This window comes from Butyrivibrio sp. MC2013, assembly GCF_000424585.1.
Classification (GTDB): domain Bacteria; phylum Bacillota; class Clostridia; order Lachnospirales; family Lachnospiraceae; genus Butyrivibrio.
Genome location: NZ_AUKE01000007.1, coordinates 121,485 through 133,586 on the forward strand (window position 1 = coordinate 121,485; position 12,102 = coordinate 133,586).

General features: G+C 42.4%; 10 protein-coding genes. All 10 read right to left on the reverse strand.

Annotated features, from left to right (window positions below):
- Window positions 1-48 precede the first annotated feature (48 nt).
- Window positions 49-465: a hypothetical protein gene (locus tag G636_RS0105140; RefSeq protein ID WP_026507167.1), complete on the reverse strand. Its 417-nt coding sequence runs from the start codon at window positions 463-465 to the stop codon at window positions 49-51.
- Window positions 466-546: 81 nt separating this feature from the next.
- Entirely contained in the window at window positions 547-2,766 is a 2,220-nt protein-coding gene (locus tag G636_RS0105145) for a hypothetical protein (RefSeq protein WP_026507168.1), read from the reverse strand.
- A 305-nt stretch (window positions 2,767-3,071) separates the two neighbouring features.
- The gene (locus G636_RS0105150) at window positions 3,072-3,383 is read right to left on the reverse strand and encodes a hypothetical protein (protein ID WP_026507169.1); all 312 of its coding nucleotides are present in this window, start codon (window positions 3,381-3,383) and stop codon (window positions 3,072-3,074) included.
- A gap of 291 nt (window positions 3,384-3,674) precedes the next feature.
- Entirely contained in the window at window positions 3,675-5,393 is a 1,719-nt protein-coding gene (locus tag G636_RS0105155; protein WP_026507170.1) for a phospho-sugar mutase, read from the reverse strand.
- Between the two features lie 33 nt (window positions 5,394-5,426).
- Window positions 5,427-6,377: a type I phosphomannose isomerase catalytic subunit gene (locus tag G636_RS0105160; protein WP_026507171.1), complete on the reverse strand. Its 951-nt coding sequence runs from the start codon at window positions 6,375-6,377 to the stop codon at window positions 5,427-5,429.
- 31 nt (window positions 6,378-6,408) lie between these two features.
- On the reverse strand, window positions 6,409-7,623 hold the full coding sequence (locus tag G636_RS0105165) for a hypothetical protein (RefSeq protein WP_035778831.1): 1,215 nt from the start codon (window positions 7,621-7,623) through the stop codon (window positions 6,409-6,411).
- A gap of 10 nt (window positions 7,624-7,633) precedes the next feature.
- Entirely contained in the window at window positions 7,634-8,653 is a 1,020-nt protein-coding gene (locus G636_RS0105170; RefSeq protein ID WP_035778833.1) for a glycoside hydrolase family 130 protein, read from the reverse strand.
- Between the two features lie 94 nt (window positions 8,654-8,747).
- Complete coding sequence (locus G636_RS0105175) at window positions 8,748-9,923, reverse strand: glycoside hydrolase family 130 protein (protein ID WP_026507174.1); 1,176 nt, start codon at window positions 9,921-9,923, stop codon at window positions 8,748-8,750.
- Window positions 9,923-11,191 carry an AGE family epimerase/isomerase gene (locus G636_RS0105180; protein WP_026507175.1) on the reverse strand — a complete coding sequence of 423 codons (1,269 nt, stop codon included), beginning with the start codon at window positions 11,189-11,191 and terminating at the stop codon, window positions 9,923-9,925. The genes G636_RS0105175 and G636_RS0105180 overlap by 1 nt, the downstream gene beginning before the upstream one ends.
- 62 nt (window positions 11,192-11,253) lie before the next feature.
- Entirely contained in the window at window positions 11,254-12,102 is an 849-nt protein-coding gene (locus G636_RS0105185; protein WP_026507176.1) for a carbohydrate ABC transporter permease, read from the reverse strand.

Here is a 12,102-nt window from a genome sequence, read left to right on the forward strand (position 1 = left end):
AAAGCACTGTGCATAAATCATTATCTTGCCAACGCTACAAATGTAATTTTACCATCCGTAACTGTTATGGCAAGTAGGGAAGTACTTTTGGTACGCTTTATAATCCTTACTTGTATGAGCAAGTTCATCCATCAAGAGTAACTCATACGATACTGTTGCGGTAATATCCCCATTACCATATACCTTATTTGACTGAACAAAAATACCCTCATCCTTTTTTCCCATTTGAGCCTTAACCCAATGCCGCTTTTTTTTATTTTTATATCCTCTTGTTTGAGAATAGGCCGTCTTCTTATAAGTTGTCGCCCTGAGAATAGCATGATGTTTTGATGTCCATTTAGCTCCATTCTGCCACGATTGTTTTAAGGTAATGGCACTTGCTACATTCGCAACGGGAGCACAAAACAGACTTATTGTGATAGAGCATAATAACGCCATACATAAACTTTTTAATCTTTTCTTCATTTTTCTATCCTCCTTTTGATTTTTATTGCATAACTGAAACAGCGCTATTTCAGCAATTACAATCCTCTTTATAAATCTCTTTTATTGTGAACGTTCCTTTAAGTACAACTCGACACGATTCTGTATAATATCACATACATCTGCAGCACTTTTTTGTCCTGCCCAGTATGACTGAGCCTCTTCGTAGATGATATTATATATATACGGATCAGTAGTTCCAATCTTATCTGCTGATCTGAGAGCAGTAAGGAGCATTTCTCTTTCAGCTTCTGATAAACCATCTACCTGGATCTCATCACCATCAGGATATGCCTCAAATTTACTATCTTCTTTATACATATACTCATCAAAATGTTTTTCTATAGAAGATGAGCGCACCGGAAATCCGCACTTTATCGAGTCCTGATAATCTGATTTTAGAAAAGAGGATACAAATTCCCAGCAGCCTTTTTTATCTTTGGCTTCAGAATAGATACACAGCTCAGAAACAGGTTCCAGGCAACTAATGCCTCCCTCTTCACCAGGAAAGCCGGCGACATCAACATCTGTACCAAAGTCTCCTCGTACCTCATTCAAATAATCCTGAAGGCAAGATAAAGATACAACTTTAGCTAAGGCCCGTCCTGACTGGTACAAGGATATAGATTCATCAGATTCTATAGATGGATCATCTTCCTTCTTCATCTTATTACTCAATTCCAGAATCCGCCTAAAGTTTTCATGATCGAAGTCGCATTTGCCGCTTTTATCATTGCAAAAAGCAGCTCCTTCAAATCCAAATACATCAGCTATAAAATCCGTAGAACTATTATCTCCAAAAAAAGTTTTGACAGGGATACCGCTTTCCTCTGCAATATCTTCAATTCCATCAAAGCACCACTTTGTCCAATCTCTGATAGAACCAGGCCTTACAACAACAGTATTAAACTTATATGCAGGTACGATGGACCATATATCTCCAGTAGGGTAAAAAGCCTTTTGGATATTTGAGGGACAATCATCAACATCAAAATCCGGATCATTCTTTATATAGACATCTAACGCTTCTATCATCCCAAGATTTTTAAGCCATTCCACCTTTGAGGAATCCTGTAAAAGCATGATATCCGGAGCATTACCATTTAATATATCTTTGTATAATAGAGCAGCAGCATCAGTATCAGTTTCTTCCAAATCATAATAATCTCGTACGATTATCCTATAATCGCTGCTTTGTTTGTTAAATTCAGCCACCTCACGCTGTACATCCAGATCAGGCTGCCAGCAGCCCAATATCAGCTCTGTTTTTGAATCATTATCTATATCTGTTACTTTTTTTAATTCAGATAAAGTGACAGAATCTCCGGATTCTATAAGCAAAAGATAACTATCGTCAGAAATGCGGGCCACATTTACAACATCTTCAGGCACAATCCCATAATCCATATACATGCATACAGTCTTAAGCTCATCCGTCTCTGCATTATATTCATAGATTCCTTTATCATTTGTCACAAGAAGAAGACCACTTAAAGCAGGAAAATAATTATATGTGTCATAACCATTTAGAAAAGAAACTTTATTAGTTCCAATTCTTCCTTCCTCCGAGATAACCTCCACCTTATCAGCATCTTCTGATGATAAATGAACATATATCAGTCCGTTTCCCACAAGAATGATACTGCAAATGTCACCGCCCTCTGGGCTATATCTGTATATTTCCGAACCGTCATGTGTCGAAAAGAGTGTTAATGACTTTTCAAAACAAACAGCAATGCAGTCATCAGAAACGATATACGCATCATAAATATAATCTGATTCAAAATCCACTTCCCACTCTTTTTCACCGTACTCATTATATTTGATCAGATGATTGTCTGTATCGTCTGGCAATACCCTACCTGCAAGATAAAGATTTGATTCACTGTCTATAAGGCCATGACAATCATTTTCTGTATAACAAGCAGCCACTCCATCTGACATGCTTAATGTATCTGAAAGGGGGATATAATTTTCCGAAAGAATCTTGCCATCAGCGTCAAAAGACAAAACTTCATAGGCAAATAGAAAATCATCTGCACTCGCTGTTTCCGGTATATCTTTTCGAACAATATCTGTCAAGTATATCTTGTCACCTATACCAGTCAATCTAGCTGATGAAGATATTTCTTGATCGCCTTCGATTATAAATTCTTTTTGTTCAAATTCGCTGCTTGGAATCTCTGCACTTGATATGAGAGCATCCTTCTTACCAAGCCCGCAAGAGGATGCGAATATAGAAATAATAATAATACCGATAATAAATATAGATTTAATTCTCATTACTATTTGTGCTTAATAATACTGCAATAATGCCGCTTTAAGTCTTCTCCCTCAAAATGTCACGTTTACTTATTGTACACTAATATTACCATAAGTCAACACAGTAAATATATTCAAAACGCCTGTGTTTATTTATCAAGCTTTTAGGCAATATATAAAATAATCAAGATAACCCACCACCTTTAGGTGGTGGGAATATCTTGATTACGGGTGCGGGGTTATAAGCCCCGTACCCGTAGAACTGCGTCAGCAGTGATTTTATAACGAGCAAAAAGCGAAGCGTTTGCGAGTTTAACCCGGCTCCTTTAGTATTCGTCATCTTCAGCTGTGCCCAGACCATAATTTAGTATCTCATTGTATCTGGCATTTGCTTCTTCGCTTTCCTTCTTGTCTCTCCATGCCTCAATCTCACTGCAGATTGCCAGCATCTCATCCACAATGAGCTCTGCTGATGAAGGTCTCACATTATATAGATATCCCATCATCCTGTTCATCGCTTTGGGACTGCCCAGATTCCTGGCTACTTCCATGCCAAGTTCATCCGGGAATCCCAGTTCCCTTATGGCTTTTACCAGTTCATTTCTTGTCCTTATCCATTCCGCACTGTTTGATGTCATCACGTCCTCCAAAGGTAATGCATTTTCGGGGCCGGTCTTACTATATTTATGATCACACGAACTACTAGCAATTCAGATGGCGCCCTTTGCTGTATACTCATTATACATTCTTTGACTAATAATCCAAGAATGTATGTATTATTAGATGACCATTCAGAAACACGCATTTGCTGCGTGTTTCGTGAGAACATGAATCAAGCAAATACAACACAAAAACCCCCGGCGCAACCTGATATGTCCGGATTCCGGGTACATATTAGCTTATGCCAGGGGAATTATAATAATTAGATCTTAATTATTGAATTTAGAGATCAGTCCGTCTATCACATCTGCCAGCTTATGCTCTTTAGCTTCAGCGTCAGCTTCATCATTTCCTTTAACAGATAAATATATCTTGAGCTTGGGCTCTGTACCGGAGGGCCTTACTACAACTGACATACCACCTTCCAGGTAGAACTTCAGTACGTCGGACAGAGGTAGGCCGTCCACGCCCTTTAGGTAGTCATTTACTCTGGACACCTTGTAGCCCATGAAGTCTTCAGATATATTCCTGAACGCAGCCATGATATCCTTCATGACCTTCTCACCTGTCGCGCCCTTGAATTCATAGCTGTAGAGCCTGTCCAGGCAGTAACCAAAGCGTCTGTGGATCTCATCAAGCTTTTCTGTCAGAGATATGCCCTGAGCCTTGTAATATGCGAACATATCACAGATCATCAGAGCGCCGTTTACCGCATCCTTGTCTCTTACATGATCGCCTGTAAGGTATCCGTAGCTCTCTTCAAAGCCAAAGATATAATCAGAGGCTCTTCCGGCTTCTGCCAGCAGCTCTATCTGCTCACCAATATATTTAAAGCCTGTCAGGACATTGATAGTCTTTACGCCGTAGCTGTCTGCTATGCTCTCACCCAGTTCGCTGGTCACTATTGTCTTGACCATTACAGGACTGGCAGGCATGCTGCCTTTCTTTTTTCTAAGCTCGCATACATAGTCCAGTAGCAGGCACCCTGTCTCATTACCGGAGAGCAGTCTGTAATCGTCTCCATCTCGTACTGCTATGCCTACTCTGTCGCAATCAGGATCTGTGGCCAGAAGGAGCTCTGCGCCTGTCTTTCTCGCTGTCTCCATACCACGAGCCATAGCTTCCTTGATCTCAGGATTGGGATAAGGACATGTAGGGAAATTACCATCAGGCTTTGCCTGCTCTTCTACCAGAGTGATATTCTCATAACCCAGCTCCTTCAGAGCTCTAAGCACAGGCTTTAAACCTGTTCCATTCAAAGGAGTATATACTATTGGAATATTTTTATCCACTTTAGAGATATCAGGATCATCATCAGCTACAGCAGATAAGAGAGAGAGCTTTTTGACCTCTTCTGTAAATCTGTCATAAACTTCATCAGGGATATAGGATATCAGGCCCTTTGAAAGACCTTCTTCAAATGATATTCTCTTAACTCCCTGCCAGATATCCACTTCACCGATAGCTGCCTGTATCTCGCCGGCAGCTTCCTGAGTGATCTGACATCCATCAGCTCCATATACCTTGTAGCCGTTATAAGCCGCAGGATTGTGAGATGCTGTCACCATGATACCTGCCGCTGTATGAAGGTCTCTTACAGCAAACGACAGGCATGGAGTAGGCATAAGCTCAGGATATATATATGCATGGATACCGTTAGCAGCAAATACTCCTGCGCTCACCTTTGCAAAAAGGTCTGACTTTATCCTGGAATCATAGGAAATAGCAATAGAACGGTCAGGAGCCGCAAAATGCTTTATTACATAATCCGCCAATCCCTGGCTTGCCTTTGCAACGGTATATATGTTCATACGGCCGCAGCCTGCGCCGATAATGCCCCTAAGACCACCTGTACCAAAGGACAGCTCCTTATAAAAGGCATCTTCTATTTTCTTTTCATCATCCTTAATTTCTAAGAGCTCTTTTTCCAGATCCTTATCTTCCAGATCCTGCTTACACCAACTTGCATATTCTACTTTGTAATCCATCAAACTCCTCCCAAAAGAGAACAGATATTATCATCAGTTAGCTTTAGAAGCTATTATCATCATTTTTCCTTTTAACAAGGCTCTGCCGTAGCCGCATGGGATTATCAGACTGTCACCTTTTCTGACCTTTTCTCCATCTATCTCTCCCTCACCGTCTACCACAGTGACATTAAGATAGCTCTCTTCATCCTCCAGCACAGCTTCGCCATCCACGTTTATCTTATATACGCTATAGTATTTGCCGCTGTATAGAGTCAGCTGCTTGTTTATCTCGTGCTCCTGGGCTTCTGCAGCTATATAGCAGTTATCCAGAGGAGCTGCAGGCGCTGTTATGACAGCCTTACTCTCTGCGATATGAAGAGGCCTTTTGACGCCGCCTGATAACCTGTCATAATCATATACCCTGTATGTGATATCGCTGCTCTGCTGAGTCTCCAGTATGAGGATGCCGCTTCCTATAGCATGTACGGTACCGGGATCAATCTGGAGGAAATCGCCTTTTTTGACCTTTACTTTTCTAAGGAGCTTATCCCATTCTCCCTTATCGATCATATCGGACAGTTCCTCTTTGTCCCCGGCATTGTGCCCCAGTACCAGCTCGGCACCTTCTTCGCAATCCAGGATATACCAGCATTCAGTCTTACCCAGGGATCCGTTCTCATGGACCCTTGCATATTCATCATCAGGATGGACCTGGATACTAAGCTTATCCCTGGCATCTATGATCTTGACCAGGAGAGGAAATCTGTCTCCATTGTCACCGCTGCCAAACAGCTGTGGCACTTCCTCCCAGAGGCGTGATAGTGTGAATCCGTCATAGCTTCCACCCATCACCTTACAATCGCCACCAGGATGAGCAGATACAGACCAGAGTTCACCTATGTCACTTCCGTTTTCGCCGCAGGCGAATTCCTTTGAGAGTCTGTCTCCGCCCCATATGGTATGCTTGACCTCTGCCCTTAATCTGATCAGTTCTTTTTTCATGAGTCTTCCTTTTTGCTTCTATTTAGAATTTCTAATTAGTCTTATTTCCATCGGCATCAAATAATCTCACATAGCTTACCAGCTCAGCAAGATCTGTCCTTGCAATACCGATCTTCTGATCTGCTGCGCCATAGCCCATGATCAGCTCGCCGCCCTTGATAACAGCGCCGGTTGTGAAGATGCAGGGGCAGGGGAATTTATCAGGAAGCTCCCATTTCTGCCTTGCATAGATCAGTCTCTCGCTCATCCTATGCTTTATTACAGGAAAATCATCTTCCTTTTCCTCCAGGATCATAAAGGACTGAGTATAGCCATAGTCAGGCAGCTGTTTGCCATGATAGGATATGAGCCACTCACCATTACCCAGATCGATGGGGGGGAAGCTTGCGCCTACTCTCTCCTCTTCCCAATCAAACTCACTCTTTGCCAGGAGAGTATGGCGTGCCTTATCAGTCATAAAGTCAGCAAAATTATCAGCACAAGCCATAAATATAGCAGGAGTCATTACGCCCTCACCGCCTGTGAAATTGTAGGATTTCTCAGGTCTGTGAAGCATGACAAGCTGCTCTTTGCCATCTATCTTCATCTTCTTTGGGAAGAAGAATACGTCCCTGTTATCACTCTTATTACCATCAGTGAGAGGTCCTACATATGCAAAGGCATCATCATATCTCTGCTCTTTAAGGGCAGTCAGATCCACCTTGAAGAGAACAGTAACTGTATCATTCCTGTTAGCAAGGCAACCGATCATATTATTCTCATCTTCAGCCCAATCAGGAAGATTGTCTCTTCTCTTATCTCCTTCCCAGTATGCTCCCGGGGGAAAGAGCCTGCAGGCTACTGTGAGATAGAGCTCTCCTGCCAGATAAAAGAGTCTGGGATCCTCTATGCAGCCGTTGGCATAATTAAGTACGCGCTCTCCATATATGTTCTCGATATACATATCCTCTTCTTCATAGGCAAGACGAGGAGCAAGGGCAGGACGGCTAAAATCAGGTTCAAAGCTTTCACCGCCGTCTGTACTCTTTGCATATCCCAGGAATATGGGATACGGATCAGACTTACCCTTCAGATTCTTGGAGGGCCAGGGACCTGTTGATCTAAAGAGCATATGAATAGTGTGTCCGTCTTCATCCAGCACAAGAGCGGGATTGAGGACCATGGTATCAGCCCAGTCGCAGCCGGGCTTGGGCTCCAGTACAGGACTTTTAGAATACTTAATTTCCGGGATTTTAATATTTTCCATTGTCAACCTCTTATCTCATGCCTATCTCAGTATCATTATCATTTACAACTGAATGATCCTTGATATAATCTATGATCTCATCCACATATCCAAAGGCCAGACCCACGTAGCTGTCAGCAGCTCCGTAATAGATAGCGATCTTGCCGTTTTCACTGTTCTGAACAGTAGCGCAGGGGAAGCATACATTGGGCACAAAGCCTCTCTCTTCATACCACTCCTGAGGAGTCATAAGGAAGGTCTCGCATCTGTATTTCACGATAGAAGGATTATCAATATCCAGGATCGCACCGCCTATAGAATATACAAAGCCGTTGCAGGTACCTGTTACACCGTGATAGAAAAGGAGCCAGCCTTCAGATGTTTCAATAGGTGTAGCGCCGCTTCCGATCTTAAGAGATTCCCACCAGTTACCATTGGGTGACATCACATGACGGTGCTTGCCCCAATAGGTCATATCAGGACTTTCGCTAAGGAAGATGTCTCCAAAGGGTGTATGTCCGCTATCGGAAGGCCTGGACAGGAGCATGTACTTGCCATTGATCTTTCTGGGGAAGAGCACAGCATTTCTATTGAAGGGAATAAAAGGATTCTCGATCCTGACAAAGCTCTTATAATCCCTTGTCTTTGCTATACCAATGGATGCGCCGTAGAAATCCTGACACCAGATGATATAATAATCATCCTCTACCTTTACCAGTCTGGGATCATAAGCATACTCAGGCATGAAAAGTTTGCCCTCTGCATCGGTGAACCTGATCTTATCTTTGTCTATATTCCAGTTTATGCCATCATCACTTCTACCAAGATAAATTGCAGGGATGCCATTTGTCTGCTCTCCGCGGAATACGCCGATAAAGCCATCACCATAAGGCATTACAGCACTGTTAAATATCCTTGCCACACCTTCTACAGGATTTCTGCCTATAACGGGATTTGCGGAGTATCTCCACACAGGAGCTCCTACAAGGTTTTCCGGCTTATCCTGCCAGGGAACATTTTTTGTCTCCGGTCCATATATCTGATATTTCATATTTATCCTTTCCGATATAATTACTGATCAAACTTTAAAACTGTTTTTCATATTCTAAAGAATGATCAGTAATTCTCATTTACTTTGCTATTTATCAGTTCGATTCTTTAAGCAGCTCCAGATTCCTGCTGATCAGGTCGCATCTCTGAGATACGCAAAGGACTGATCTTCCGGGATCCTCCTCTGTAGAGAATACATAGTCTATCAGCTTGTCCATGGTAGTAGTTGCCACATGGAGTCTGGTATCAGATGAAGCATAGTAGATATATACTTCACCTTTTTCGTTAACGATAGCGCCATTAGTAAATACCACGTTGGATACATCACCTACGCGCTCGCTTCCTCTGGGTCCAATGAGGAGTCCTGAAGGCTCGGCAATGACCTTGGAAGGATCCTTAAGATCTGTAGCAAATGCATAGAGTACATATCTAAGGCCGGCTGCTGTATTTCTAACGCCGTGAGCGATGTGGATCCAGCCCCTGTTTGTCTTGATAGGAACAGCGCCTGCTCCGTTCTTGGCTTCAGTGATGGTATGATATTTTCTAAGGCTGGTCATCTTCTCTTCATCTATCACAGCCTGGCAGATATCATCACACAGTCCAAAGCCGATACCGCTACCGTTTCCTGTCTCAATAAAGTCATCCATAGGTCTTGTATAGAAAGCATATTTGCCATCTACAAATTCAGGATGCAGTACCACATTTCTCTGCTGAGGAGAATGAAGAGTCACAAGATTGGGCAGTCTCTCCCAGGTCTTCATATCCTTGGTCCTGACAATACCGGCAGCTGCTACTGCTGCAGACAGATCGCTGACAGATGTATCCTTGCTCTCAGAGCAGAATACTCCGTAGATATATCCATCCTCGTGCTTGGTCAGTCTCATGTCATATACATTGGTCTCTTCCTTGCAGGTATCCTCCAGCAGGATGGGATAATCATGGAACCTGAAGCCGTCTATACCGTTATCACTCTCAGCCACTGCAAAAAAGGACTTTCTGTCATTACCTTCTACTCTGGCTACCAGATAGTATTTGCCATTCAGATAAATAGCACCGGAATTCATTACAGCATTGATACCCAGTCTCTCCATGAAGAAGGGGTTGGTATCCTTGTTCAGATCATATCTCCAGGTCAGGGGAGTATGATCCCTTGTAAGTACAGGATACTCATATCTGTCGAATATACCGTTATAGAAATCTGATTTTACATTTTTTCTTTCCAGAAGCTCATTCTGCTTCTTCAATTCGTTATAATACTTTTCGTGTATCATTAGTCTCTCTCCCTCATCATATCCATTATTTCAAAACACATTCTTCCGTTGTGGTAAGGACATTTCCAAGGCTCTACTATCTCTCTTCTTATAGGACTTCCATCAGCCCTTGTCTCCCAATACCACTCAGAGCCCTGCCTTTTATCAATCATGTATTCTTTGGTAAAAGCCCAGATATTCTCAGCAGCCTTTAGAAATTTCTCCTCACCGGTCTTTCTATAAGCGTTTGCAAAACCCACAACAGCCTCAGCCTGTACCCACCATATGCAGGTATCATCAACCTTTCCCTTTTCACATTCATTAGAAAAGCTCTGTCCGTTATAGGCCTTGTCAATCACACACTCTGCCATCTCTAAGGTCATGTCCCTGATCTTCTCATACTCACCATCAGGAAATGCAGACTCTCCAAGATCCTCTACAGCTCTGTCTATCAGCCATGAAGATTCAATATCATGGCCATAGCTGTGAAGATCTATAAGTGTGTTATAGTCCTTGTCAAAGAAGACCTCCTGGCGTTTAAGAAGAGGATTATATATCCTTCGCCTTACCAGGATCAGGATATCTGTGAGCCTTTTTTTGACTCTTTCCAGATTCTTGTCCTGCAGATTATTCATATCTTCACTGATACATTCTTTATCAGCATCAGACGCATCGTTTTTTACCAGTGCTTCATATAATCCTGTATAAGCTTCAAGCACATGGAGCGCTGTATTCATGGTCCTCTCTGCAATCACACCGTTTTCTGAGAGTTTCTCATTACTAGAGGGTGTAAAATCCCTGTTAAAGGCTTCAAGATATCCCTCTTCATCTCTCATCTTCTCTTCTATGAGATCAAAGAGTTCAAGAGCCTTATCAAGGGCCTGCCTGTTAGCTGATGCCAGATAATATTTGGAAAGGGCATATATGGCAAAGGCCTGATTATATGTATGCTTGGTATCATCCAGCACCTTGCCGTCATAGGTCATAGACCAGTATATGCCGCCCTTTTCTCCGTCCATGCAATAGCGCATCATAAAATCATATGCATGATTTGCTGCCTTTAAGAGCTCTTTATCACCCAGCTTCAGATATGCCCCTGAAAAGAACCAGAGGATACGGCTGTTTAATATGCAGCCCTTTGGAGCCTTCTTATCCAGACTTAGATCATAATCCAAAAGTCCGTAGTATCCGCCCTTCTCGTCATCCTTCATAGAAAGCCAGAAGGGAATTATATGCTCTTTTAATTCTTTTTCTATTTCTGATCTCATATTAGTCTGCTGCTCATTCATTTGGCCACTCTCCATCACTGATCGCGTTTATATTCCAAGACAATGATCACTATCTCTTTTTATCATCCCTTGACAGCTCCGGCAGTAATACCGCTGTATATCTGTCTCTGACAGATGATAAAAACTATAAGTGCAGGAAGAAGAGATATAAGAACACCTGCGCAGATCAGATTGTACTGACTTCCCATGGGTCCCACAAAGGTATACAGGGATGTAGACATGGTACGTATGGACTTGTCCATGAGATAGAGATTTGCGCAGTAATATTCGTTGTAGACTGCCACTCCCTTAAGGATGCAGGCAGTAACAATGGCCGGGCGTAGAAGGGGCAGGATGATCTTCCAATAGATCTGAAAATATGATGCCCCGTCTATGATCGCCGACTCATCCAGGGATACCGATATATTCTCCATAAACTGGATGAATATATAGATAGATATTACATCAGTGCCGCACATCATTATGATGTATCCATAAAGGTGATTTACCAGTCCCAGGACCGACATGATCTTATATACGGTTACCTGCATAGCTATTGAAGGAAGGAGTGATGCAAACAGAAAAAGATTTCTGATCAGTCCGTTACCCGGGAAGGAAAATCTGTTGAGGATATATGCCAGCTGGGTACCTACCAGCACCGACACTGCCAAAACACAAAGCATTACAGCAAGCGAATTCACAAAGGCCTGTCCCATATTTGCAGTTTGAAATGCTTTGATGAAATTATCGAAGTTAAGCCAGTTACCCGGCATAGCCATAACACTTGTAGTCTGATATTCTTCTGAAGTCTTGAAGGCTGTAAATACACATGACACAACAGGAACTACTGCAACCAGAGAAAAGAAGATCAGGATGATATATTTAATGGCATTTAGAAATACAGAGGATATTTTTCTCATATTTTGTTTCAT

Coding starts and splice junctions, on each gene's coding strand:
- G636_RS0105140 (WP_026507167.1), bottom strand. CDS start 465: ATGAAGAAAAGATTAAAAAGTTTATGTATGGCGTTATTATGCTCTATC.
- G636_RS0105145 (WP_026507168.1), bottom strand. CDS start 2,766: ATGAGAATTAAATCTATATTTATTATCGGTATTATTATTATTTCTATA.
- G636_RS0105150 (WP_026507169.1), bottom strand. CDS start 3,383: ATGACATCAAACAGTGCGGAATGGATAAGGACAAGAAATGAACTGGTA.
- G636_RS0105155 (WP_026507170.1), bottom strand. CDS start 5,393: ATGGATTACAAAGTAGAATATGCAAGTTGGTGTAAGCAGGATCTGGAA.
- G636_RS0105160 (WP_026507171.1), bottom strand. CDS start 6,377: ATGAAAAAAGAACTGATCAGATTAAGGGCAGAGGTCAAGCATACCATA.
- G636_RS0105165 (WP_035778831.1), bottom strand. CDS start 7,623: ATGGAAAATATTAAAATCCCGGAAATTAAGTATTCTAAAAGTCCTGTA.
- G636_RS0105170 (WP_035778833.1), bottom strand. CDS start 8,653: ATGAAATATCAGATATATGGACCGGAGACAAAAAATGTTCCCTGGCAG.
- G636_RS0105175 (WP_026507174.1), bottom strand. CDS start 9,923: ATGATACACGAAAAGTATTATAACGAATTGAAGAAGCAGAATGAGCTT.
- G636_RS0105180 (WP_026507175.1), bottom strand. CDS start 11,191: ATGAATGAGCAGCAGACTAATATGAGATCAGAAATAGAAAAAGAATTA.
- G636_RS0105185 (WP_026507176.1), bottom strand. CDS start 12,102: ATGAAACAAAATATGAGAAAAATATCCTCTGTATTTCTAAATGCCATT.